Source organism: Ferrimonas aestuarii, assembly GCF_005116665.1.
In the GTDB taxonomy this organism is placed as follows: Bacteria; Pseudomonadota; Gammaproteobacteria; order Enterobacterales; family Shewanellaceae; genus Ferrimonas; species Ferrimonas aestuarii.
On the sequence record NZ_SWCJ01000017.1, the window covers coordinates 1 to 24992 of the forward strand.

At 51.6% G+C, this 24992-nt stretch carries 21 protein-coding genes; 9 read left to right on the forward strand and 12 right to left on the reverse strand.

Annotated elements, in window-relative coordinates; translation table 11 throughout:
• Nucleotides 1-602 precede the first annotated feature (602 nt).
• From menE to glpK, 6 genes are all read right to left on the reverse strand, one after another.
• Nucleotides 603-2000 carry an o-succinylbenzoate--CoA ligase gene (gene menE, locus FCL42_RS17065; RefSeq protein WP_136864643.1) on the reverse strand — a complete coding sequence of 466 codons (1398 nt, stop codon included), beginning with the start codon at nucleotides 1998-2000 and terminating at the stop codon, nucleotides 603-605.
• Nucleotides 1988-2953 carry an o-succinylbenzoate synthase gene (menC, locus tag FCL42_RS17070; protein ID WP_169308431.1) on the reverse strand — a complete coding sequence of 322 codons (966 nt, stop codon included), beginning with the start codon at nucleotides 2951-2953 and terminating at the stop codon, nucleotides 1988-1990. The genes menE and menC overlap by 13 nt, the downstream gene beginning before the upstream one ends.
• Before the next feature lie 14 nt (nucleotides 2954-2967).
• Nucleotides 2968-3777: a 2-succinyl-6-hydroxy-2,4-cyclohexadiene-1-carboxylate synthase gene (gene menH / locus FCL42_RS17075; RefSeq protein WP_136864645.1), complete on the reverse strand. Its 810-nt coding sequence runs from the start codon at nucleotides 3775-3777 to the stop codon at nucleotides 2968-2970.
• Nucleotides 3758-5470: a 2-succinyl-5-enolpyruvyl-6-hydroxy-3-cyclohexene-1-carboxylic-acid synthase gene (gene menD, locus FCL42_RS17080; RefSeq protein WP_136864646.1), complete on the reverse strand. Its 1713-nt coding sequence runs from the start codon at nucleotides 5468-5470 to the stop codon at nucleotides 3758-3760. The genes menH and menD overlap by 20 nt, the downstream gene beginning before the upstream one ends.
• Nucleotides 5467-6819, reverse strand: a complete 1353-nt coding sequence (locus tag FCL42_RS17085) for an isochorismate synthase (RefSeq protein WP_136864647.1) — start codon at nucleotides 6817-6819, stop codon at nucleotides 5467-5469. Before FCL42_RS17085 ends, menD begins: the two co-directional genes overlap by 4 nt.
• Before the next feature lie 147 nt (nucleotides 6820-6966).
• On the reverse strand, nucleotides 6967-8463 hold the full coding sequence (glpK, locus tag FCL42_RS17090) for a glycerol kinase GlpK (protein ID WP_136864648.1): 1497 nt from the start codon (nucleotides 8461-8463) through the stop codon (nucleotides 6967-6969).
• Between the two features lie 258 nt (nucleotides 8464-8721).
• Here glpK and FCL42_RS17095 point away from each other — a divergent pair, with 258 nt between their 5' ends.
• Complete coding sequence (locus tag FCL42_RS17095) at nucleotides 8722-8961, forward strand: YdcH family protein (protein ID WP_136864728.1); 240 nt, start codon at nucleotides 8722-8724, stop codon at nucleotides 8959-8961.
• 43 nt (nucleotides 8962-9004) lie between these two features.
• Here FCL42_RS17095 and FCL42_RS17100 read toward each other — a convergent pair whose 3' ends face one another.
• Nucleotides 9005-9214, reverse strand: a complete 210-nt coding sequence (locus FCL42_RS17100) for a dodecin (RefSeq protein WP_136864649.1) — start codon at nucleotides 9212-9214, stop codon at nucleotides 9005-9007.
• A 222-nt stretch (nucleotides 9215-9436) separates the two neighbouring features.
• Between FCL42_RS17100 and FCL42_RS17105 the strand changes: the two genes are divergently transcribed.
• The 3 genes from FCL42_RS17105 (at nucleotide 9437) to FCL42_RS17115 (ending at nucleotide 12502) form a co-directional block, all read left to right on the forward strand.
• Nucleotides 9437-11596 carry a TonB-dependent receptor plug domain-containing protein gene (locus FCL42_RS17105; RefSeq protein WP_136864650.1) on the forward strand — a complete coding sequence of 720 codons (2160 nt, stop codon included), beginning with the start codon at nucleotides 9437-9439 and terminating at the stop codon, nucleotides 11594-11596.
• A 1-nt stretch (nucleotide 11597) separates the two neighbouring features.
• Nucleotides 11598-12074 (forward strand): TlpA family protein disulfide reductase, encoded by a 477-nt coding sequence (locus FCL42_RS17110; protein WP_136864651.1) that lies wholly within the window; start codon nucleotides 11598-11600, stop codon nucleotides 12072-12074.
• Between the two features lie 92 nt (nucleotides 12075-12166).
• On the forward strand, nucleotides 12167-12502 hold the full coding sequence (locus FCL42_RS17115; RefSeq protein ID WP_136864652.1) for a glutaredoxin domain-containing protein: 336 nt from the start codon (nucleotides 12167-12169) through the stop codon (nucleotides 12500-12502).
• Nucleotides 12503-12545: 43 nt separating this feature from the next.
• Here the strand turns inward: FCL42_RS17115 and FCL42_RS17120 are convergent, their stop codons facing one another.
• The 3 genes from FCL42_RS17120 to FCL42_RS17130 form a co-directional block, all read right to left on the reverse strand.
• Nucleotides 12546-13865 carry an MFS transporter gene (locus FCL42_RS17120; protein ID WP_136864653.1) on the reverse strand — a complete coding sequence of 440 codons (1320 nt, stop codon included), beginning with the start codon at nucleotides 13863-13865 and terminating at the stop codon, nucleotides 12546-12548.
• A 220-nt stretch (nucleotides 13866-14085) separates the two neighbouring features.
• Nucleotides 14086-15441 carry a glutathione-disulfide reductase gene (gorA, locus tag FCL42_RS17125; RefSeq protein ID WP_136864654.1) on the reverse strand — a complete coding sequence of 452 codons (1356 nt, stop codon included), beginning with the start codon at nucleotides 15439-15441 and terminating at the stop codon, nucleotides 14086-14088.
• A gap of 91 nt (nucleotides 15442-15532) precedes the next feature.
• Nucleotides 15533-16213, reverse strand: coding sequence for a porin (locus FCL42_RS17130; RefSeq protein WP_136864655.1), 681 nt, complete (start codon nucleotides 16211-16213; stop codon nucleotides 15533-15535).
• A gap of 204 nt (nucleotides 16214-16417) precedes the next feature.
• On the opposite strand from FCL42_RS17130, the gene prlC reads away from it, so the two are divergent.
• The 3 genes from prlC (at nucleotide 16418) to FCL42_RS17145 (ending at nucleotide 20384) form a co-directional block, all read left to right on the forward strand.
• A complete protein-coding gene (gene prlC, locus FCL42_RS17135) occupies nucleotides 16418-18460 on the forward strand; it encodes an oligopeptidase A (protein ID WP_136864656.1) in 2043 nt (680 codons plus the stop codon).
• A gap of 333 nt (nucleotides 18461-18793) precedes the next feature.
• A complete protein-coding gene (locus FCL42_RS17140) occupies nucleotides 18794-19510 on the forward strand; it encodes a TetR/AcrR family transcriptional regulator (RefSeq protein WP_136864657.1) in 717 nt (238 codons plus the stop codon).
• Between the two features lie 121 nt (nucleotides 19511-19631).
• The gene (locus tag FCL42_RS17145; RefSeq protein WP_136864658.1) at nucleotides 19632-20384 is read left to right on the forward strand and encodes a class I SAM-dependent methyltransferase; all 753 of its coding nucleotides are present in this window, start codon (nucleotides 19632-19634) and stop codon (nucleotides 20382-20384) included.
• Nucleotides 20385-20387: 3 nt separating this feature from the next.
• Here FCL42_RS17145 and FCL42_RS22010 read toward each other — a convergent pair whose 3' ends face one another.
• The gene (locus FCL42_RS22010) at nucleotides 20388-20522 is read right to left on the reverse strand and encodes a hypothetical protein (RefSeq protein WP_267873243.1); all 135 of its coding nucleotides are present in this window, start codon (nucleotides 20520-20522) and stop codon (nucleotides 20388-20390) included.
• 222 nt (nucleotides 20523-20744) lie between these two features.
• On the opposite strand from FCL42_RS22010, the gene FCL42_RS17150 reads away from it, so the two are divergent.
• Complete coding sequence (locus FCL42_RS17150) at nucleotides 20745-21179, forward strand: GNAT family N-acetyltransferase (RefSeq protein ID WP_136864659.1); 435 nt, start codon at nucleotides 20745-20747, stop codon at nucleotides 21177-21179.
• On the opposite strand, the gene FCL42_RS17155 is transcribed toward FCL42_RS17150, so the two are convergent.
• On the reverse strand, nucleotides 21148-23052 hold the full coding sequence (locus tag FCL42_RS17155; RefSeq protein ID WP_169308432.1) for a methyl-accepting chemotaxis protein: 1905 nt from the start codon (nucleotides 23050-23052) through the stop codon (nucleotides 21148-21150). The genes FCL42_RS17150 and FCL42_RS17155 overlap by 32 nt on opposite strands.
• A gap of 168 nt (nucleotides 23053-23220) precedes the next feature.
• Between FCL42_RS17155 and FCL42_RS17160 the strand changes: the two genes are divergently transcribed.
• On the forward strand, nucleotides 23221-24939 hold the full coding sequence (locus FCL42_RS17160; protein ID WP_136864661.1) for a GGDEF domain-containing protein: 1719 nt from the start codon (nucleotides 23221-23223) through the stop codon (nucleotides 24937-24939).
• The last annotated feature ends 53 nt before the right edge of the window (nucleotides 24940-24992 follow it).

A 24992-nucleotide genomic window follows, 5' to 3' on the forward strand; every position in this document is an offset into this window, starting at 1 on the left:
CTCGAAACCGCCTCTCTGACGCACGTCAGAGCCCAGCGTCCTTGACGAGTTGGCAGTATCAACAAACATTTGAGCTCGATGTCGTTAAAATAAAAAAGGTCACTGGATACCGGCGTTTGCCGGCAGGGCGTTGGGAGGGATGGTTGTCTGCTGCAAGCTTTGAACTATTCTATGAGCCTACCCTTATCGCCCAACCCCGAAACTGCTTCTCTGAACCTGCCGTTATCGATCAACCTCGATACCGCCTCTCTGACGCACGTCAGAGTCCAGTGCCCTTGTGCACTAGCAAATATCAGAACCGATGTTGTTGAAGTCGAAAAGGCCATTGGATACCGGCGTCCACCGGCAGAGCGTTGGGCGGGGATGGTTGTCTGCTGAAAGCTCTGAACTATTTTATGAGCGTGCCCTTATCGCCCAAGCCCGAAACTGCTTCTATGAACCTGCTGTTATCACCTAACCTCGAAACCGCTTCTCTGACGAACGTCAGAGTCCAGCGTCCCTGACGAGTTAGCTGCACTGACAAATATCCAAACACGATGTTATTGGACCAGAAAGTGTCTGGTTATCGTCCTGCGCCAGCAAAGCGTCATGAAGGTTTGCGATTAGCGGTCTTCGGAATGGCCCATCTGGCTCATTACGTATTCCAAAGCGCGTTTGCGGCTGATCTTTAGTTCATTTTCTATTGTTTCAGACCATGAAAAGTAGTGCCTAGGTCGTTTGAAACGAGCAATTCGTTGGCAGATAAAGTCGGTCAGCTCATCTTGGTCAAAATCATTAGTGACGGTCTTAATGATGGCTACGGGTAGCTTAGAAAATTTCGGATCATCGATAGCTATGACGACGGCATCGGAAACATTTGCGTGCTGTTTTAACGCCGCTTCTATCTCTTCTGGCTGAACGTTCTCACCACCGCTGATGAACATGTTGTCGCTTCGTCCTGAGACCTTCAGTTGTCCGTTAACCCACTGGCCTATATCTTTCGTGTTAAACCAGCCGTCTTGATCGAAAGGCTGATTAATTGTGCCTTGTTGATAGTAACCTAAGAAGCATGTTGCACCGCGCACCTCAATGATGCCTTCGTTTATGCGCAGTTCTCTGTTTGCCAGTAGATGCCCACAAACGCCTTGGGTGTTGACTCGGCCAGTGGTTACTTGAGAAGCCATTTCGGTCAGGCCGTAGCTGCAAAATGCCGGTACGTTAAGTTGATTTAATTGCGATTGAAGCGACTCAGTAATGGCGCCGCCACCTAACAATAGACAATGTAATCTCGCGACGTAACGACATCCTTGAGGCTCCTGAAGTAACTGCTGCAACTGAGCATTCACGAGCGAAAGGTGGGTAATCGGGTGTGAGGCCAGATTGTCGATTAATGACTTATGGCTGGGCAGCACCACGGTCGCACCTGCAAGCAAGCAGCGGATCACAATGGCGATGCCACCAATGTGGAAAAACGGCAGAGAAGCTAGCCACGCATCACCGGGTTTGAGAGGGATTTGATCCGCAGACCCTTGTGCTGAGGCGATGTGGTTTCCTAGTGAGTGCACCGCGGCTTTAGGGAAGCCTGAAGAGCCAGAAGTGAGTATAAGAGTACTGGGTTGTCCTGATTCCAGAGGCTTTGGTTGAAATTCCTCGGTTTCTTTAGACCAACGTTGAATAGAGGGAACATCAAATCGGCCTGGTTTCGATTCGTATAGAGCAACGATATCCAGCTGATCCAATAACTCACTAATCTGCGTTTGCGGAAAACGAGTGGATAGTGGGCAAAACAGGGCGCCGATGCGGATGCAGGCAAACAGTAGGGTGATTGCTTCAAGGCTATTAGTACCGAGGTAGCCTATATGCTCTGTTTGCTTGATTCCCTGTCTTAACAGTGAAGCCGCACAACGATCTACCGATTGGTTTAGCGCTTGGTAGCTGATGAGCTCAGCGCCATTGACCACGGCAATGGCATCTGGGTTAGTGACGGCACTGATCTGCAGAGGGTCTTTCATTTGGGCCATACACAATCCAACTGGTTGAGCATTAAGGCTTCGGTTTCGCCATCTTGGCTGCTTAAAAGGTGCTGACTAAAGGCAGAAAGTGTATCGATGCCCGGGGCTTCCTCTGGAGTAACAATCTCAGCAAGCTCGCTGATGGCCTGCAAGCCGATATTGGTTTCAAAGGCTGACGACAGCACCACTTTGATGCCATCGGCCTGAGCTTGATCAACGAGATTCTGAATGGTCAGCGGTGAACCAATGAGGCTGGGTTTAATCACTAAGGTATGGACGCCTTCAATAGGCTGATACCGGTAGTTAGGTTGTTGCAGGGTTTCGTCCAGTGCCAGTGGATAGTGAAACTGCGTCACCAACTTTAGATTTGCCTCGAGGTCAGGGGTTGGCTCTTCAATGTAATCGATGTTTGCTAAAGGCAGTGCCGCTAAAATCGTCGCTGCTTGCTCTTGGCTCCACTTGCGATTGGCATCGAGGCGAAAGCGTAGCTTGGGGTTAATGGCCAGCAGTTCGAAGATGAGCTTAAGATCTTGCTCTATTTCTTGGCGGCCTACTTTTAACTTCAGAGTGTGGTGGCCGTTTGGAAAGTCGGCCTGTACACGAGATTTAATTTGTTTCGAATCCCCAGCGAGCAAAGGGTGCCCTTTGAGGCGAACCCGAGGAGCGCATTGGCGCGTTAACTGCCATTGGGCGCAGCCAACTCCAAAGTCGACTGACGGAATACCGGTACTGATTTCTGCTAACGGGTTGTTTGCCAGCGTCGGCATCACCGCTTCGATTGCTGCCAAAGCCTGCTGCAGAGTTTCTTGGGAGAAGCCAGGTAGCGGTGCTATTTCACCATAGGCGGTGGTTTGTTGGTGCTGCAGTGCGAGTAACAGCCCTTTGCGGGTGGTGATCACCTCACCATTGAAATCGATTGGACTGCTAAATGGAATGGCGTAGCGATAAAGGTGAGCGACCAAGGTGCGACATCCTATTAAGGGTTGCTGGCAATGCTCTTGATTGTATCAATAAATGGCTGAAATTGGGCTTTGTGGATGTTGTGGCCACAATCAAAGTTGTGATGGCTATTCGCGATGCGCTTGTTGCTGAGTTCTACGCCAATATCGAAAAACTTCACGTCTTGCTGGCCACTGAAGAAGTGCACCGGCATTTCAAGTTTTGCTAGGGCAGGTCGCAGATCTTGCTGAAGACCTAAACCGGTGTTTTGATAGATTTTCGCTACGTTTATTGCTCGGTTTTTAGCACGTTCAGCGATCATCTTATTTCGAGCGTCCTCGCTTAAATTGGCGAATACCGGTTGTTGATACCACAGGTTTAAAAAGGCCACCATTGATTGAGTGGTCAGAATTTTCAGCCACTTTTGATCGTTGGCAATGCGTTGTGCTCGCTGTGATAGCGGCAGGCCAGGGTTTGCTGACTCAAGGTAGAGACGGGTGATAGAGCTTGAGTCATTCAGAGCCATATGCATGGCGATACGGCCACCCAGAGAGTACCCAAGAATTTGATATTGTTGAATATTGAGTTGAGACAGTGATTTTTTGATGAGTCGGCAGCAGCACTCAAACCCGTCTTCGCTTGGTCGGGGATTTACTTCAATGTGAGCGCTTTGACCATGACCGGGGAGGTCGATGGCCACGCAGCGATAGTCATCAGCCAATGAGTTCATCAAAGGCTGCCACTCTTCAGTGCTACCTAGAAACCCATGCAGTAGCACCAGCACGGGTTTGTTTTGGTTGAGCGTATCACCAAATCCTAGCGACAGCTTATAGGCTAAGGTCGTCACGGCAGTATTGCGCCAATTCCAATAATAATTCGGCCGATTCTTGTGGGGGTACCGTCAGCTCGATCACCGTGGGCCCAAGAGTTTGCCAAGCTTGGGTCAGCTGCTGCTTAAGCTCATCAAGGGTTTTGGGATTGAGGTAGGTAAGTTCGAATTGCTCCGCCGCCCCCTTGAAGCTCAGCCCGTGTCCCAGTCGATAATAATCGGTTCTAAGTTGTTCGTTGGGCACTGGCAGTAGGTTGAAAATGTTGCCGCCATCGTTGTTGATGGCAACGATAACCAGCGGGTGTTCGCTGTCTCTTACCAGTGCTAGAGAATTGAGGTCGTGCAGAAGCGACAGATCGCCAATCACGAGAGTCGTTGGTTGTTGATTGCCTCGGGCGATGCCCACCGCCGTGGCGACGAGACCATCGATGCCAGATGCGCCGCGATTGGTGTAGATCATCGGCGCGTCATGTCGAGGGGTGCCGATGCTGTCAAACAGTCGTATCGGCAGGCTGTTACCGATAAACAGGTTGCTTTGTTTGGGGGCCAATTGGCTGATAATGCGGATGGCAGATAGTTCAGTCTGCTTGCTTCCATCGAACCGTTGTCTGAGCTGAGTTTCCAGTTTGGTGTTGGCGGCTGACAGTGATTGATGCCAAGGGCGACCTTGGGGCCACTCTAGGGCTAACCAGGGGGTGACGCTTCCGTACCACAACTGTTTGCTGTTATGGCCTGGGTCTAAGTTCTGTTGGAAGGGCAGCAGTTGCCAGAATTGAGCCCAACAGTGGTTGTCGATGAAATTCATCAACCGTTTGGAGAGCAGACGAGCGCCCACCATCAAGATGCGATCCGCCTCAGCCAGCTGTTGTTGCCATTTTGGGTTATGCAGCAGTTGATCACTGTGGTTTAGTACCTGAGGGTGTTGTCGCAGCTGCGACTGACAATCGGCGATAACTGGCCAGCCCAGTTTATCGGCCAGTGTCAGCAGTTGCTCTGATTGATGCTCTGGTGCCAGAGTACCTGCAACAATGACGCCTTTGCCATTGGCAAAGTCTTCGATTTGTTCGGTATTGGGAACAAGGGATTGGCATTGAGTCTGGATGCGGTTCCAAGGATGCTTATGGCTAAGCCAAGAAGCCAGCGGCTTCAGATAGGTGCCAAAGTTGGTTCGCTCAGGTTGCGGGTAAAGCGGCTCGCGGAACATGCAGTTGATGTGCAGAGGTTGCTCTAGCCCTGCAAGTTGATGGTCAAGTTGGCTCAATAGCGCCGTTGGCGGAATTTCCAAACTGGGTGTCGGCAAATTGAATGCCTTAGCATAACTACCAAAAATATTTGGCTGATTGATGGCTTGGTTGGCACCACAATCGATCAGCTCTGGTGGTCTGTCGCCAGTCAGCAAGATCAACGGTACTTTGGTCAGGTAGGCTTCCACTATCGCAGGATAGAGGTTTGCCAGCGCCGTTCCAGAGGTTGTGACCAGTGCTACCGGTGATTGAGACGATTTGGCTAATCCCATTGCGAGGAAAGCCAAGCCTCGCTCATCGAAGTGAGTGTGGCGGGTTAACTCACCGTGCTCGGCGGCAGCCAGAGTGAGGGGAGTGGAGCGGGAGCCTGGCGCCAAACAGATGTGTTTCACTCCAAGGCGGTGTAACTCCTCCAGAATCAGTTTTGACCACAATAGATTGAGGTCGGCAATGGAATGTTGATTCATAGACTGTTGAGAATTCCCATAATGGTCGCCAACTTGTTTTCCAGCTCCTGCCATTCGGACTCAGGGTCGGAATCGCCCACAATGCCAGCTCCGGCAAACAGAGCCACGTTGTCGTCGTTAATTAGAGCGCTGCGAATGGCCACAGAGAACTCACTGCGTTTGCCATTAAAGTAACCACAGGCTCCGGCATACCAACCGCGAACATAGCCTTCGTGCTCACCGATGAACTCCATGGCATTCGCTCTAGGGAGACCACCTACCGCTGGGGTCGGGTGCAGTGTTTTGAGAAGCTGAAGATCATCTACGTCGGCTTTGATCTCTGCTCGTATTGTACGGTGTAGGTGCTGAATGTGGTTAAGTTTTAGTATCGACGGCGCTTCGTCGGTGCCTACGTAGTCACAGTATGGCTGCAATTGCCGCTCGATTAGGATACGGACTAACTGGTTTTCATATTGGTTTTTGGGGTCGTCCAGCAGCTCTTGTGCCAGTTGCTGATCTTGCTCCGGAGTTAAGCCGCGGATGGTGGTTCCTGCCAGTGCTTCTGTGGTCAGTTCGCCGTGTTCGCGAATAAACAATTTCTCTGGAGAGCAGCTAATGAAACTGCGCTGTTCGTTTACTCGAAAACCATACTGGTAACTGTTGGGATTAAGCAGTTGCCATGCGTGCAGCACCGTCCACGGGTGGGGGGTGTTGTTGAGCTTAAGTTCGGTTTGTCGAGACAGCACCACTTTAGGGGTGATGGCGTTGAATTTAGGCTCGGTAACCTGTTCTACCAGATCGATCCATTTGGGATGATTTGGAGTGTCGGTGCGGCTCAGTATATGCCCGGGAGTCAGCCTTGGTAACGGTTTGAGGGGATTTAGTTGCTGTAAACATCGTTGTGCTTGTTCAATCTCATATTGCCAATCTTCGGCCTGAGTATTGAGGTGCACGATCAATTTGGCCTCGTCATCTTGCTGACGAATTTCCAGTCTTGGCAACATAAAGTGCGCAGCACCAAAGTCTCGCCACTGAGGCTGAGAGGCATCAAAGGCCACACCGCCATACCAACGAAGATCACTGGTTTTATCGCAACAGTGTTGACGATAAAACGATTGCAGTTGCTGCTGAGCGCCTTGCTCGATGTGGATCTTATGGCAGCATCCAAGGGCGGCGACCTCCTCTCCCTGATTCCGAGAGCGCCAATACAGTTGCGGCCATTGTTGTTGCGCAGAAAGCCATGGAAACAACAAGGTTGATTCCATCGATTGCACAAGCTGCAGAAATGGTGAGTTGGCATCTGGATGCGCCAACTGGGCCAGCTGAGTCTGCAGGCGACCGACTGCGGTCGTTAGGGAAAGCTTTTCCATTGCATGGCTCCGCCGGAAACAGGGTGTGATAAACCCGAAGAAATTAAAATTCGAAGCCGTTTGCTGTCAAGTTTAGCAAGAAAATGCGTGATCTAACTGACGGCTATTTCACCAGCTTCGACTGATTTATCGGGAATTATGCTTATTCTACTGATTTAGCTCGGCCCAGTAACGTGCTGCTTTGAGAGCTTTTTCCCAGCCACTTTGCAATTGTTGCCGCTGTTCCTCACCCATATTGGGATTGAATATAGTGGCATCTTGTACCTGCTGTTTAAGGGCGTCAATGTCAGGCCAGTAGCCGATATGAAGTCCCGCTAAGTAGGCTGCTCCGGCGGCGGTGGTTTCCACATTGGCGGGCCGCTCTACCTCGCAGTTGAGAATGTCGGCTTGAAACTGCATTAGGAAATTATTGGCGGTGGCACCACCATCAACCTTCAGGTGAGAGAGGCGGTGGCCTGCATCTTGTTCCATTGCTTGTAATAGATCCATGGATTGGTAGGCGATGGATTCCAAGGTGGCGCGGACGATGTGGTTGGCTCCGGTACCTCGAGTCATGCCGACTAGGGTGCCTCGAGCAAAGGGATCCCAGTAAGGGGCACCAAGGCCTGTGAACGCCGGTACCAGATAGGTGCCTTGGGTATCTGCAACCTCTTGAGCCATGGATTCGCTGTCTTTGGCGTGGCGTATCAAGCCAAACTCATCTCGCAGCCACTGTACACTGGCTCCTCCCATAAACACGGCCCCCTCTAGGGCATATTGCACCTTGTCAGGGAAACTGCAGGCGATGGTGGTGAGCAGGCCATGATCGGACTCTACCGGTTTCTCACCTGTGTTCATAAGCAGAAAACAGCCGGTGCCATAGGTGTTCTTTGCCATACCTGGTTGTAGACATAGTTGCCCAAACAGCGATGATTGCTGATCACCTGCAACACCGCCGATAGGCACTTGGTTGGCTCCCAGTTGCGCCAGACCAAAATCATCACTACTGGATTTCACCTGAGGTAGCATCGATTTAGGGATGTTAAATAGCGTTAGTAATTCCTCATCCCACTGAAGGCTGTGGATGTTAAACAACATGGTGCGGCTGGCATTGGTGACATCTGTGGCGTGTACTTGGCCATCGGTGAGGTTCCAGATAAGCCAGGTATCTATGGTGCCGAAGGCCAGCTCTCCTCGTTCAGCTTTTTCCCTGGCTCCTTCAACGTTATCCAGAATCCAAGCCACTTTCGTCGCAGAAAAATAGGGGTCGAGAACCAGTCCGGTTTTGTGGCGAATTGTTTGCTGCCATTGTGGCCTCAGCGCTTTGCACTGCTCTGAGGTGCGCCGGCATTGCCAGACAATGGCGTTGTAGATAGGTTGGCCTGTTGCCTTATCCCACACCACGGTAGTTTCTCGCTGATTGGTGATGCCGATGGCGGCAACTTGTTGGTGGCTAATGCGAGTTTTGGCCAGCAATTCGGTCAAGGTCGCCCGTTGGCTAGCCCAGATCTCAATGGCGTCGTGTTCTACCCAGCCTGGTTTTGGGTAGTGCTGAGTGAACTCTCTTTGAGCGCTGCCAACAATCTCTCCTTGCTGGTTCAAAAGGAGGGAACGGCTGGAGGTGGTGCCTTGATCCAAGGCGACGATGTATTGATTATTCTTCATAATTCAGTGTTTTGGGCACAGTTTTATCCATACTAGTCGCTGTTGAAGCGTTTCGCTAGTGATGGATTTTTAGCGACTTTATCGGCGAAATTTTTCAAAAGTGGTGATTTTATTTTAACCAGATTTTTTCTGATCTAAATCAACAACCTCCCACAATCAGGGGAGCAGAATGGATATTAACAATTGAGTTAAGCCGTTGTCTCACCGAGCCAAATGGCCAATGAAATTGCTATCTACCTTTCAATGGAGGAATGCGTGATGATAGTTCAAGACCACAGCCTGGTTAATGATTTTCCCGCCTACGTTAACCGGATCCAAGAGCTAAACCTTTCAGACGACACTTTCCATAAGATGTACAACGAATACCACGAGCTAGACCGAGAAGTTCGCCGTATCGAAGAGGGTATTGAAAACACCACTGATGAATACATTGAGGCGCTTAAGTTAAAGCGCCTCAATTTAAAGGACGAACTGTTTAACCGCATTAAGCAGGCTTAGAGGTTTCGTTTGGGGCGCGATACACCGGCAGTTATCGCGCCGCCTACTCTTCCAAAGTAAATCCAATCTTTAGGGTGACCTGCCAATGGGCCACCTCACCATTTTCGATATGACCACGCACCTCTTGGACCTCAAACCAGCGCATGTTGGCGATGGAGTCGTGGGCCCGCTTTAAGGCGTTATTGATGGCCTCTTCCATGCCAATGGTGGAGGAACCGACTAGCTCAATCTTCTTGTAAGTGTGATGGGACATACTCAAATCTCCTCTGGGTGAAATTTGAGTATAGAAGCTGTGAGTCGTTGGGTTAGTTGTTGATTTTCAAATATTGGAGTGCGACCAAAGTCACATTCTCAGACATTGTTGGGCAATTGTTGCCTTTATGCGAAATGGATCAATAAGAATTGTTCCCATTTTCATTATTCTCCTCGCAATTATTTTTCTCCCCCCCCGTCAAAAGACTGAAGGATCTTTGTCGTGAAAAAGACATACATTGCCAGCCTAATCATCTCGATGATGGCACCCAATTTCGCGTTCGCCGGTGACGAGCACCAACATGAAGCCGCCGAAAACGTTGAGCGCATTACCGTGACCGGTGTACGTCAGCGTCTTGAGCAGGCCGGTACTCTGGCCAACACCATCATGAAGACCGAAGTGATCGGTTCTGACCTGATTGAAAGCAAAAATGCGGTAAACCTCACTGAAGCTATCGACAACTCGCCAGGCGTAAAAGTGTCTGCTGAGTGCTCCATGTGCGGTGTTAAGCGCATCATGATGAACGGCATGAAAGGTGAGCACACCACCATTTTGGTGGATGGTTTGCCAGTACATACCATGATCTCTGGCTACTACGCGGTGGACGCCATCCCAACCACGGGTATCTCTCGAATTGAAGTTGCTCGTGGTGCTGGTGCGTCTCTGATTGCACCGGAAGCCATTGGCGGTACCATCAACGTTATCACCGAAGAGCCGATTGAAAACGGCGCTGAAGTGGATATGTCTGTTGGCCAAGAGGGATATCGCAAGATGAGCCTGCTGGGCAAGGGCGTAAGTGAAGATGGCATGACTCGCCTGACTCTGATCGGCCAGTACGATGAGCGCGACCAGGTGGATAACGACGACAACAAAGTCAACGAAAACCCATCTCAAGAGAACCGCAGCTTTACTGCTCGCTTATCTCACGATGTGAATGACACCAACAACGTTGTTCTGCGCGTGTCCAATATCTATTCCGAAGTGTTTGGCGGCCCAATGCTGGGAGAAACCTTCGCGGATGGCAAAATGGGTAGCAAAAGTCAAATCATTGGCAGCTACGACGGCGTGGATTCTGCCCAGCTGTTTGAAGGCGGCGACGTTCGTAACGACTATGTAGGTAAAGCTTGGGAAACCACCGAGTGGATCGAAACCGTTCGTAATGAAGTGTCATTGAGCTGGCTGCATGACTTCAGTGATGACCTGAACGTGACCCTGTCTGCCAGCTACGCCGACCACGAGCAAGACTCCTTCTATGAAGGCTTCGACTACTACGCCGAAGACACCATGAACTTCTATGATGCCCGCTTCAACTACGTGGCTCATGATGATCACCTGCTGACTTTTGGTGCCGATTACCGCACCGAAGAGATGCGCTCTCAATCGCTGCAAGGCAGCTCTAACGCCGATTACACCTCAGACTCCTTCGATTACGACGTTTTGGGTGTGTACTTGCAGGATACTTGGCAAGCCACTGATGAGCTGGAAGTGAACCTAGCGCTGCGTTATGACCAGGTTAAAGCCGATTTCATTGACCCTGCGAAGCAAGGTACTGAAATTGACGAGTCTATCCTGTCTCCTCGTATGGATATGCGTTATCGTCACACCGATGAGTTGACCTCTCGTTTCTCTGCCGGCCGCGGTTACCGTGCGCCACTGTCGTTCTTCGAAACTGACCACGGCATCCTAGATGGCACCAAAGGTTTCGTGATTGACGTTGACGACCTTGAGCGTTCCACCTCTGCTAACTACTCTCTGAGCTTCGAAGGTGAGCACTTCACTGCGACTGGTTCTGTTGCGTGGACCGAGGTAGAAAACCTAGCGGCCCTGACTGAAACCGACGATGGTGTGCCTAAGCTAACTCAGCTAGAAGAGGACGCCAGCGTGATGACTTACGACATCGCTTTGGGCTATCAGGTGACTCACGACTTGACTCTGAACCTGACTGGCGAGTACTTCGATTACGACAGCGCCTTTAAGTCTTCTTACGCCATCGCGCCTATCGAAGAGCGTGTAACCTTCAGTGTTGATTATGACGTTGCCGGTTGGGAACTGTACGCTAGCGTTGTTTGGATCGGCAGCCGCGACCTGAGCGATTACGGCTACGAAGGCTACAACCAAGTTGATAGCAACGGTAACGTGATTCTGTCTTCTAAGAAGACCACTGACGCACCGTCTTACTTCACCATGGATCTGCGTGCGGCTTACGAGCTGAACGAGACCTTCTCTGTGTACGCCGGTGTGGCCAACCTGTTTGATTACACTCAAGCTGGCGACGAAGACACTCCGCTGTTCTACGATGCCGATGGTGGCTACGACGTAGGTTACATCTACGGTCCACTGCGTGGTCGTGAAGCCTACGTTGGTCTGAAGGCAACTTTCTAGTATGAAAGCGTGGCGATATCTGCTTGCTGCTGGCTTACTTTGGCTGCCCGTTTTAGGGGCAGCTGAAGAGGCTGAGGCTCCGCAACTGCTGGGCTATGAGCATAAAAACCTTCGCAGTGGTGAGGTGACTGATCTCACTGCACTGAAGGGCAAACCGGTGGCGATGATGTTTTTTGAGCCGGATTGCAGTTGGTGTATCAAGCAAGCCCGCTTGTTTGCGGGGCTTCAAGAACAGTGTCAACAACAGTTTTCTACGGTGTTGTTGGGCGTTCACGGCAAGCAGATCGCCTTAAAGCGCACCCTGTTTGATCTTGGGGTTAAGCTACCCGCTTACCAAGCATCGAAGGCTCTGCTGCATGACATGGGGGGCATTCCTGCCACGCCCATCATGCTGATCACCGATGAACAGGGACGTTATCGCCGCTATTTCAGAGGCATGACCGAACAGGAGCAGTTGACGCCACTATTGTGCGGCTAAAATGAACTTCTGCTTGAAAAATAATGTCGTCTTAGGGCGACATTTTTTTGCCTGCAATTTGCGGTATAACGGCAACGACTTTGGGAGGCAATATGATCAAATGGATAGTGGGAGTCGCATTGGCCGGGGCGCTGATGAACTACGCGTATTATCAGCTTGGGGCGGGCGCTCGAGTTGCCACTGAGCTCAATGCCAAGCACAACAGTGATGTGGTGCTCTACAGCGCCGCGTGGTGCACCGCCTGTGCGGCGACGCGACGCTTCTTAAATGCGAACCAGATTGAGTTTGTGGAGCTGGACATGGAACAAGACCCTCAAGGCTCAGCCGAGTTTGCTCAGTTTGGTGGTCACGGCATTCCACTGGTGATTGCCAAAGGCACTGTGATTCGAGGCCACCGTCCACAGGCATTGATGCAGGCGCTTCAATAACAGCGACAGACACAACAACGCCGCTCGATTGAGCGGCTTTGTTTTATGCTGATTTGGTCGATTTTCGGCGATTGAGGCGGCGTATTAATGCTTGTTGGGCCTGTTGACCTAATCGGTAGTTTTTTATTAGAGCCAATGTGGGTAGCAGTAACAGGATTGGCCAACCCAAAAAGCCAAGTTGCAGCCCGAACATGCCATCAGCCGCGGCGACCTCTTTACCGTTGAAGCCATACAGAACAGCAAGCCCAAGTGCTGCAGCGCCCCCCACTCCTTGGTTTAGCTTAAATACCAGTGCTTGAATGGCAAACAGGGTTGCTCCACGTTCTCGACGATTGCGCCAACGATCATAATCGAGAAGGTCAGCGAGCATGGAAGGCAATACTAATGACGATAACCCAACAGCACAGCCAATGGCCGCCATACCATATTGCATCTGTCTCAGTGCGTGTTCTCCCGGCTCAATGGTGCTAATAAACAGCAAACTGATGATTAGAAAAAGTGCGGAGATCCCCAAACCGTGGTGCTTTTCAATACGCTTGAGCACCTGCGTCCAGATGGGCAATGACAGTACCGTCATGATCGGCATTGGCATGCCTATCATGGCGATATCCTCGCCAAGATTGAGGTAGTGGTTGGCATAAATGACGAACATTCCAGAAATTCCACCAGTGGCAAGGCCAAACAACACCTGCGTTACCATGAAATGGCGCAAAATGGGAAGTTGATGCCATAGGTGCCACAAGTCCATTAAGTGTGGCCGTTGATGGTTGCAATGAGTTTCGGGAGTGATTCGCCAAAGGAGCAACAACGTGGTGGGTAGGCCAATAATGATCACCCACGCAATGGCCCGAAAAATGTCGGGAGAGAACTTATGAACACCCACCAGTAACATCGGCATCGTCATAAATAAAATGCCGCCGATAAAGCCCATCATTTGTCTCCAGACCACGACCCGGTTGCGTTCGTGATAATCGTCTGAGAGCGCGGCAGTCAGCGTACTGTGGGGGATTTCGATTAAAGTCCAGCCTAAGCTGCTGGTGAGATACCACAGCAGCAGATACAGAAAGCCAACATCACTCGGGGGTTGAAACAGCGGGTAGACGGAGGCAAGCAACATTAGAACCCCGACCGCCATTAGGGGTTTGCGTTTGCCCAAGCGGTCGCTGATGAGGCCGATAAGCGGATCGGTTACCGCATCAAACAGTCGCATCAACAGCATTACCGTTGCCAAAGCACTGGCACTGATCGCCGTGTACTCAAGGTAGTAGTTTGGCAGTATCGCGGCTGTTGGTGACATCAGCATCGACAGTGGCAGGTTGATGAGACTGAATAAGATCAGTTTTGATGTGGGGTAACGCTTCATGGTGTTGATGGTGATTCCAATACAGACAGGTCGTGGTTGTGAGTCTTGAACACCTAAAAGGGTAGCCACAGGTCTTATAAATGGCGCATAGGGTAACAAAAGCAGGAACTTTGAATCGTGAGCAAATGCGAAATACGATGAAATTTAGACTGGCGCAAGTATGACAAAGCCGCTCAATCGAGCGGCTTTGTTTATTGTGGCTTGATGCGTTTGTTGGTGCTTAGCGCATGGTAACAAACTCTTCCGCGCTGGTTGGGTGCAGAGCCACCGTCGCATCGAAATCGGCTTTGGTGGCGCCCATCTTAATGGCGACGGCGAAGCCTTGCAGGATCTCATCCATGCCCAAGCCGATACCGTGCAAGCCCACGATTTTCTCGTCTGGGCCGGCGGTAACCAGCTTCATCTGGGTCTGCTGGCGGTGAGCGGTAACGGCGGTGTACATGGCCGCAAAGCCTGAGGTGTATACCTTAACGTTGTCTTCACCGTACTGCTCGATCGCTTGAGGCTCGGTTAGACCTATGGTGCCAATAGTTGGGTGGCTAAATACCACGGTGGGCACCAGTGAGTAATCCATCTTGGCATTCGGTTGGCCACCAAACAGGCGTTCAGACAGTTGGCGCCCGGCTTTGACTGCAACGGGAGTCAGTTCGATGCCACCGGCCATGATGTCACCCACGGTGTAGATTCCCTCGACATTGGTGTTCTGGTACTCATCTACTGGGATGAAGCCCCATTGGTCTCGTTCAACGCCCGCTGCCTCGATGTTGATTACGTCGGTAGCTGGTTCACGACCAATGGCCCAGATCAGCGTATCTACGTTGATGCTGTTGCCATTTTCCAGCTTCAAGGTCAGGCTGCCATCCGTTTCTTTCACCACTTCTGATGGAATCGAGTGGGTGTGAAGGGTTGGGCCTTCCTGGGCCATTAGCTCTACTAGGGTTTCCACGACCATAGGATCAAAGCTGCGCAGCGGTGCGTGTTTGCGAACCAGTAGGTGGGTTTCACTGCCCAGAGCATGCAGTACGCCAGCCAACTCGACAGCAATGTAGCCCGCACCAATGACGGCGACGCGTTTGGGCTGCTCTGTCAACTCGAAGAAGCCGTTGGAGTCGATGCCGTGTTCGGCACCTGGAATGTTTGGAATGGTTGGGCGACCGCCGGTGGCAATCAGGATGTGCGGCGCAGTGTAGTGCTCGCCATTTACCTCAATGGTGCGTGAGTCGACAAACTTACCAAAGCCATTGACCAAGGTAACGCCATTGGCGTCTAGGCCGCGATTGTAACCGCCATGGATACGCTCGATGTAGGCTTCGCGACTTTCCACCAATTTACTCCAGCTAAAGCTATTGAGTGTGGTATCAAAGCCATAATCAGGACCATACAGCTTAATGGCTTCAGCGATTTGGGCACCAAACCACATCACCTTTTTTGGCACACAACCGACATTTACGCAGGTTCCACCTAGGTGCTGAGCTTCAATAAGCAGCACCTTTGCGCCACGCATGGCGGCACGGTTAGCCGAAGCGATGCCGCCAGAACCGGCGCCGAGAACGATATAGTCAAATTGCTGTGCCATTAGGGGAGTCCTTTTAAACAGTTATCCCCCAATTCTTACCTTAACTGGCATTCACGGCAAGTGAGTTTGCTCGATTGCAGTTATCGTTCCCTTAGAAGTTGGTAATCAGATGCACGCCCATCCAGTAGTGACTGTCGTCGTCGCCTACATCCAGATGCACGTCTTTGTGACCTTGTTGATGTTCTGCAATGAGGTTCAATGCCCATTGAGGGCTGAGTTGGTATTCGGCACAGGCACCAAAGGTGGTGTGATTACTGCCGTCGTGGGCTGGACTGGCATAGCCGTAATCAAACGCGGCCATGAAGTATGGGGTGATGTCCAGCTTTGAGGTGACAGAGAAGCGTCGCTGAATCCCCAGCTCCACAAAGCTGCCGTTGGCTTGGGTGCTGTATACGTAGGTCGTGAATGGTTCAAACCAATCTAGGCCACCATAAGCGATTCCCGCAGAGAGTTCGTTGTCTGAGAGACTGTCTCGAATAAATTCCAGTCGGTTGTAGCCAACGTAAGTCGATAACTCGCCGAATTCCACCGCGTATTCGATCCCAAGATCCAATTCGTCGTAGTCATCTTGGCTTTCCGCCGCGACGCCGTAGGTGGCACTGAGGGTCAGCGCGTCGGTTAGCGTGCTGGCAGCTCCTAGCCAAAAGATGCCGCCGTCGATGTTCTGTCGACCTTCGGAGATGTACTTGCTGTCATACCCTAGGTTTAACTCGGCGGCCTGTGTTGTAACACAAACCAGAAGCGTCATCGCTGCGGTGATGGACCAGTTCATAGTAGCGTCTCTGTAGTGGAGAAGGGCGCGATAGTAAATTCATCGGCGGCCTGACTCAGTGATCCTTGTCTAAATTTGCTGTTGGTTTCTTGGAATTTTTAACCATTTTGGGATTTTTCCTATGGGGTTGTGTTCTCCATCATTCGCCCCCATCCTATTTTTAATTAAGTTTTGCTTTGCTATTGGCCATTTAAAGGAGCCGTCATGCCGAACCCGTTGCAACAGACTGAGCAGCTGCCTCGTTTCTCTGAAATTAAACCAGAGCACATTCAACCTGCGGTAGAAGAGGCTTTGACAGCCTGCCGTCAAAAGGTTGAACAGGTAGTGGCCCAAACTGGTGGCTATACCTGGGAAAACCTAGTGGAGCCATTGGACGAGGTGGACGATCACCTAGGTAAGCTCTGGTCTCCGGTGAGCCACATGAACTCAGTAGTTAGCAACGAAGAGCTACGAGCGGCTCACGATGCTTGCCTACCGGCACTGTCTGAGTATGGCACCTGGGTGGGGCAAAATAAGGGTTTGTATCAAGCCTATGTTTCTTTGAAACAGTCTGATGAGTTTGAAAAACTCACCACTGAGCAGCAAAAGGTTATCGACAACGCCCTGCGAGACTTCGAGTTGTCAGGCATCGGCTTGGACGACGATAAGCAGACGCGTTATGGCGAAATTAAGATGCGTTTGTCTGAGTTATCCAGCCAGTATTCCAACCAGGTTCTGGATGCCACTAACGCTTGGACCAAGTTGGTTGACGATGTGAGTGCGTTGTCTGGCTTACCGGAGAGCGCCATCGCTGCGGCCCGTCAAACCGCAGAGCAGCGCGGTCAGGAAGGGTATCTGATCACCTTGGAGTTCCCATCTTACCTCGCGGTCATGACCTATGCCGACGATGCCGAGCTTCGCCGAGAGGTGTATACCGCGTTCAGCACTCGAGCTTCCGATGTTGGCCCCAATGCCGGTGAGTTCGATAACGGCCCTCTGATGGCCGAAATGCTGTCGCTAAAACATGAATTGGCGCAGCTGCTTGGCTTTGAAAACTACGCGGAAACCAGTTTGGCCACCAAAATGGCCCAAAGCCCACAGCAGGTGGTGGAGTTTTTGAATGAGCTGGCACTGCGCTCTCGCCCTCAGGCGAAGCAAGAGTTGGCCAACCTGACCAAATACGCCAAAGAGCACCATGGTGCGGAATCCCTGAACGCCTGGGACATCGGCTATTTTGCTGAGAAACAGAAACATCACCTGTATGACATCTCCGATGAAATGCTCCGCCCCTATTTCCCTGAGCAGCAGGCGTTATCTGGTTTGTTCACCACGGTCGAGAAGCTGTTTAAGGTGAAGGTGTCGGAAGTGTCCGGTGTAGATACTTGGCATAAAGATGTGCGCTTCTTCGACATTCACGATGCCGAAGGCGAACTTCGAGGCAGCTTCTATCTGGATCTTTATGCTCGTCAAAACAAACGAGGCGGCGCTTGGATGGACGATTGTCGCGGCCGCCGTACCTTGGGTAGTGGTGAGCTTCAAACCCCAGTGGCTTACTTGACCTGTAACTTCAATGGCCCGGTAGGCGATCAGCCAGCACTGTTTACCCACGATGAGGTGGTAACCCTGTTCCATGAGTTTGGTCACGGGATTCATCACATGCTGACTAAGGTCAATGCCAGCAGTGTTGCCGGCATTAACGGTGTGCCTTGGGATGCGGTGGAGCTGCCGAGTCAGTTCCTAGAGAACTGGTGCTGGCAGGAGGAGGCATTAGCCTTCATCTCCGGCCACTTTGAAACCGGTGAGCCACTGCCAAAGGCGATGCTGGACAAGATGCTGGCGGCGAAAAACTACCAGAGTGCCATGATGATGGTACGCCAGCTGGAATTCTCTCTGTTCGATTTCCGTCTGCATTTAGAATACGCCTCAGACAAGGGCGATCGCATTCAGCAAACCTTGGATGAAGTGCGAAATCAGGTATCGGTGATCAAAGCGCCGGAATTTAATCGTTTCCAACATGGCTTTAGTCATATATTCGCAGGTGGTTATGCTGCCGGTTATTACAGTTACAAGTGGGCGGAAGTGTTATCTGCGGATGCGTTCAGTCGATTCGAAGAGGAGGGGGTTTTTAATACCTCAACTGGCGCCGATTTCTTAAATTGCATCTTGGAGCGTGGTGGCAGTGAAGAGCCGATGGCGCTGTTTACCCGATTCCGAGGGCGAGAGCCGCAAATTGATGCCCTATTGAGGCACAGTGGCATTGCCGCGTAGCACTAAAATTTATGACAAAAGGGCCGATATTTATCGGCCCTTTTTACTTTCGGAGCAATATTGTTGTTACCTAAATCGTAATGATATTGAACCCCAGTCATTGGCTTGAGTGAATTTCAGTTAAATGAAATTTGAATTCCCTAGAACGAAATTCACTTGCGATTATTGATTTAGGTCATGATTCGTTCGAGTTTATTTTGCAACTTGTTGTTATATATAAAATAGTACAATTGTATATGTGATCTATGTTTCAGAAGCAGCGATTGAATTTTGATTAGATAGCCTGAGTGCCCATAGCGCGTCGTAGAAAGCACAACAGGAGTTTTTAAGGAAATGAGTAAGTCGGATTTATACAAGGTAAGGGAAACCAGAATTCTGTTAGCTGCCCTCAATACCGCCAGCAACAAAGGTGCACTGGATTTCCGCATGGCAGACGTAGCCCGAGCGGCAGAGTGCTCAGTCGGTACTCTGTACGGCCACTTCATCAGCAAAGAAGATATGATGGCGGCTTTGGTTCAGGTTGGTCTGACTCGTCGAGATGATTTCGTTGCCAAGGTTGCTGAGATGGAGCTATCTGGTTACGAGCGTTTCGTGTCTCTGCTTATGCTGGAGCAACAGCGTCTGGCTCATGATGAAATTCTGGCTCAACTGGAGCTATTGGTATGCTACAGCGACCTGTGGCGCCGTGCTGCGGATAAGCGCATTGCAGCACTGCGTGATGCCTCGCTTGCTTTTGATAAGCAGCTGGAAGCGGCGTTGTTACAAGCTCACGAAGAGGGCTTTACCAGCACCGAGACTGAGCGTGCTCGCTTGATCGCCCGTGGTCGTGCGTCTGCTCTGGGTCGTCAATTACAGACGTCCCGTCAGACCCTAATGCCGTGTGCCATCATGACTGAGCAGGATGAGTTCTATAGCGTTTTGGCGGACATCGTTCGTTGCGCGGGTGGTCCTGAGATGAAAGGTGGCGAGTGGTTAAACCGTTGTCAACCGGCCATCGAAGTAGGACAAGGCCTGATTGAGCAACCGGTGTTTGAGTTCGACGCAGCGTAACTGAAATCTGGATCCCTAAAAACCGCCTTAATTGGCGGTTTTTTTATGCCGGTGTAACTCGTGTACCCCATCTGAGAATGCTTGGTATAATTGCGGTCATTATTCCTTGCTGTGATAGCCCATGTTTTCCATTTTTCTCGCCGATGATCCCGCCGCACCCAGCTCCATTTCTGACATTGCCGAGCGTTGGCAGCTGCAACACGACTCCAACTCGCCGTTTTGGTTAGGATTTGAGGGCGACCAACTCTGTTTGCGTCTGCGGGAGCAGCCGAAGATGGGGGCCATTTCGGTGGACTTTGTCAGTGGTGCCAGTGCTCATCGGCGCAAATTCGGTGGCGGTCGTGGCCAAGCGATTGCCAAGGCCGTGGGCTTGAAAAGTGGAGCTAACCCTGTGGTGGTGGATGGCACCGCAGGCCTAGGACGAGACAGCTTCGTATTGGCGAGTTTAGGGTGCAAGGTGATGATGGTTGAGCGCCACCCTGTGGTGGCAGCACTGTTGGAAGATGGCTTGCGGCGAGCCCATGCAGATAGCGAGATTGGCCCTTGGGCGCAGCAGCGGATGCAGTTGGCGCCGGGGAACAGCATCGAAGCACTGGCGGCCATCTCTGAAGAGGTTGAGGTGGTGTACCTAGACCCCATGTATCCCCACCGAGCCAAATCGGCCCTGGTGAAAAAGGAGATGCGGGTATTCCAGCAGTTGGTGGGCAGCGATGATGACGCCGATGCCTTGTTGGCACCCGCGTTGGCCTTGGCTGGAAAGCGGGTGGTGGTGAAGCGGCCAGACTACGCCGATTACTTAGATAATCAGAAGCCTACCATGGCGATAGAGACCAAAAAGAACCGCTTCGACGTCTATGTAAAAGCGGCGCTTTAATGCTTATCTTGGGCGCGTTGGCAGCTTGTCGTAGCTGCGTCTGCCCAACTGTCGACGTTCCTGTTCGCCCTCTCTGGCTTCGGAGCGTCGGTCGGCTTGTTGGCGTCGGTCTTGTTGACGCCGTTCAACAATGGCCATGGCGTACCTCTTTCAAGCAGAGCCTTGTACCAATTTGGACAAGTCAGTGTTCCGTCTAGTGCGATGAGTAAATTCGTTCAATTAAAGCGTGAGACACAATTGCACGTGGTTCTCACAATCTGTCTCGCAAGAAAATTGAATTGATTCCAACCCCATAAAATTTCGCGAGCAATAGTGACCAGATATTTATTCAGGTTGGTATCAGTATAGGAGTTTCCGAGGGTGTCCGAGCCTAGCATTTACATCGAATCCGTTGAGGTGGTTGCTTATCCGCTTATTGACCGTTTCTACAAGGCTCAAGGGCAAGGTGACCGCTGCAAGCGCCATGATAAAGTTTGGGCGGTGAGAGACCAAGGCACCCTGATTGCCACCGCAAGGCTGTCCCCCATGGAGGGGCAGTGGATTTTGCGCGGCGTGTGGGTTGCCCCAAGTTATCGTCATCAGCGGATCGCATCTGAGCTAATTACGCAGATGATTGCCGATCACCCCGGAGAGATTCACTGTTTTACACTGCCACACTTGGCAACGTTTTATGGCCGATTAGGCTGGCAGTTATGCCAGCCTAAATCGGTTTTGCAAGGAGTTTTCGCCGCGTATCGGCGCTCACAACCACAGCTGCTCAGCTTTAGACGTTTGCCTGGGTCAGAATCTGCGTGATGTTATCTGCCTGACGTTTTACCTCAGTGGCGATGCGCTGGTTCTGCTGCTGAGATTCCTGCCCACAGCTATTGAGGGAGGCCATCTGTTGGTCAAACTCATGCAACTGCTCCGCTTGAAGCTGAGCACTCACCGATGACTGCCTTGAGGCCACTGCCGCTTGCTCTGCTAACGCGCGTGCGGTTTCCAGTGCGGCCTTAAGCTTGCTTGATTCACAGACCTGTTGTGACGCGGTGGTTTGGATGCGTTCCATGTGCCCTTGAAGATCGGTTTTAGACGCATTGAGCTGATTCAAAATGGTCAAAATCTCATTAAGGGATTGCTGGGTGCGGGTGGAGAGGTTTCGCACTTCGTCTGCAACCACCGCAAAACCTCGCCCCTGTTCGCCAGCTCGGGCGGCTTCAATGGCAGCGTTCAGCGCCAATAGGTTGGTTTGCTCCGCAATGGCGCTGATGGAATCGATGATGTTGGTGACATTGGTTACCGAGCCACTCAGTCGCTCTAGGGCCTGAAGGCTTACCTCAACTTCATCCTCTGTCTGGTTGGAGAGGGCGGCGAGGTTGGTGATCTGGCTTAACCCCTGAGTCATGGCCTTGTTGGTTTCTTTGGCCCCTTCGACCACTGAGCTGGAGGCATCGACCACCTCGGTGGCCAAACGATCCAGTTCACTGCTGGCTCCTCGAGCGTGAGCCACTTGATGTTGCTGGGTGTCTGCCAAGTTTGCCAGTTCGCTCATCTCGGCAACCAGATGACTGAGGCGCTCGGATACGTCTGCCATCTGTTGCTGGTTGTCGGTTTCCCGCTGCGCCATTTGTTCGAGTAACCGATTAAATTGAATGGCAATTTGGTTGGTTTCACTGTTGCTTTGGCTGGTGGCTAAGGGTTGACGGCGGCCGCTTTGTACCAGTCGCTGAAATGCCTTTTGAAGTTCGGTTAGTGGCTTTACGGCGATGCGATATTGTACCCAGACGCTGATCAGCGCGAATACCACCAGCGCGGCAATGATGGTACTCATCAGCGATTGCAGCTGCAGGTTGAGGGTGTCGGAGCGCTGTTGCCGCTGCTGTTCGAGTGCGGCAAGGCCGTGTTCAAGTTGCGCAACCTCCTGTTCCAGATCGTGGCGCATGGTGCGAATGCGGATCAGGTTGTCTTTGGTCGAACGCAGCTCCTGGCGGTAACGTTTTCCGAGGCTAACCAGCTCGTCTTGGAACTCCGCTCCCACATCGCTTAGGTCATCGTCATCGAAACTAAGCAGGTCGTCCTCTTCGGCGCTGTCTTGAATGCCCAGTAGCGGTAGGGATGCCAAGGCTGCCGACCAAGACTCCAATTGTTGCAGCTGCTGGGTCAAGGCGGTGCTGTTTTGAGCTTGGGTCAGCTGGGATAAGCCGGTGAGTTGTCGCAACTGATACACCAGCTCAGGCAATTGGTGGCTGGCGGTGAGCAGATCCTTTGCGGCATGAGGATTGGCTTGATAATGGCTGACAGCGTACTGGCTCAGATAGCGGCCATAGGCCAATAGATTTCGTTCCGAGTTTGATAGCAGTCCTCGAGGATCTCCGGCGAGTTTCCCGGCACTGAGATAGTCACCACTGAGCTTTCGCTTGAAAGCGGTTAGTTGAGTCAGCGTGGTTTCCGTGAGTTCTGAGGGCAGGGGAGCCAGCAGTTCCATCAGCAGTTGTACCCCTTGATTGGCCTCGGTAAGACGCTGGGCATCTCCTTGAATCAAGTAGAGGTTTACCGGTTGCTGGAGCTGGGATTTGAACCCAGTCTGGATATTTTGGCTGAGTTGCAGGTCTTGAGTAACCTGATGTTGTTGTTGTCGGTTTAGGTACTGCGCGGCCACCAAAGCAAAGGCGATCAAGAGCAGTATCACTGAGCTCGCTACAGCGTGAGTCTTGGTTTTCATTGTTTTTAGTTTTGATTAGAGGCGGCGACAGTCTATCGGGGGATTGTGACGCTTTTGTTACCAACACAAATTCCAAACCGTTCCTATACTTAGAGGCATTGACCCAGGAAGGTGAGCCGATAATCAGGAAGGATCATGCTGAACTCTCGTCTGATGTTAATTGTTCCCGTGGTGGCGATGGCGTTATTGATGTCTGTCGCGTTGATCACCGTGACCATGCAGTTTGAGGCCCGAATTAAGGCCAATGCCCACGCCAGAATGCACCATTTGGCTCAGTTGGGGGTGAACCTAATTGAGCAGCAAAGTGACCTTAAAATGGCGGGTGAGGATGCCGCGGCAGAAGGTGAACAAGCACCTATTGATGCCCAAGAAATCAATGAAGTACTGGCGGCCATTGCTCAAGATAGCAGTGCCAGAATTCTGGTATTTAATGAACTGGGCTGGGCCGTTGCTGATTCTCGTGGTGAGGCTGAGCGGGTCAATGCTCACGTTAATCATCTGCAGCGGCCGGAGTTGGAGCTGGCACAGCAGCAGGGCATGGGGTTTGAGCGTCGCTTTGACCCGGATTGGCAAACTCAAGCAAATTACATGGCCGTCAGTTTTATTCTTGGCTCTGGCGAAGGGGCGACGCGAATTCTTCAAGTCTCTGAACCTAGTACAGAACTTGATAAGCAGCTGCTTATCACCCGCATCTGGTCTGGATTGGCCGGCCTCATTGGGGTTTGCTTTATCTACTTCGTAAGTTGGTCGTTTCAGCGTTTACTGCAGAGACAAACCTCGGCAGAGCGTGAGTCGCTGGAGGTCAAGGTGATCGCTCGCACTCGAGAGCTTTCCATGTTGCAGCGGTTGGGAAGCTTGATGGCGGCCTGCACCTCGGTAGACAGTGCCTGCAGCGTTTTGGAACCCATCGTTACCCAGTTGCTGCCCGGCAGTCAGGGGGCCATCTCATTGATCAAGTCGCCCAAAGGAAAATTGGAAGTGGTGATGAATTGGGGCGGAGAGTGGACGGGTCAGTCCCTGTTTGGTCATGACGAATGTTGGGCACTGCTGAAAGGACACACCCATTTAAGCCAAGAGGAGGGGCTGGAGATCCCCTGTGATCACAGTGACCCTGACGTTGGCTCTCAGCTTTGCATTCCGTTGTTGGCTCAGGGCGAAGCCCTTGGGGTGCTGCACCTGGCGTTCTTGGATGAGGGGCTGATGATAGAGAGCCAACCGATGGCGGAATCTCTGGCAGAGCAAGTTGGTTTGGCGCTGGCGAACATTCGCCTGCGAGATAATCTGCGTCAGCAGGCGATACGCGACCCCATGACGGGGCTGTTCAACCGCCGCCATATGATGGAGTTCTTGGAGAATCAATTGGCGCTGTGTAAGCGACAGAAAACGTCGATGTCGATGCTGATGATGGACATCGACCACTTTAAGAAGTTTAACGACACCTTTGGCCACGATGCCGGTGATTACGTGATCAAAAAGGTGGCGGAAGTTTTGCTGAACCAGGTACGCAAGTGTGACGTAGTGTGTCGGTATGGTGGAGAGGAACTCGCCGTGCTGTGCCCAGATACTGACGCCAACGGCGCCTTGGACTTGGCCAACAAGATTGTGCAGGCCGTTGCCGGTCAAAAACACTCTCACAATGGCCAATCTTTGGGCAAGGTAACGATCTCCTCCGGTGTGAGTTCCACCCAAACTGGCATCAGCACCATCGAGGTGTTGATGAAAGAAGCAGACGATGCCCTGTATCAAGCCAAGAAGGCGGGCCGTAACCGAGCCGAGCTAGCCAACTCCCTCAAAGAGGAGGTTTCGCCAAAGGTTAAGATGCTTCCTAAGGCTGAGGCTACTGAATCCAGTTGATATTTCCGCCTGAAGATTGAAAAATGGAGGCCGACTAATTATGACTTTGGAGC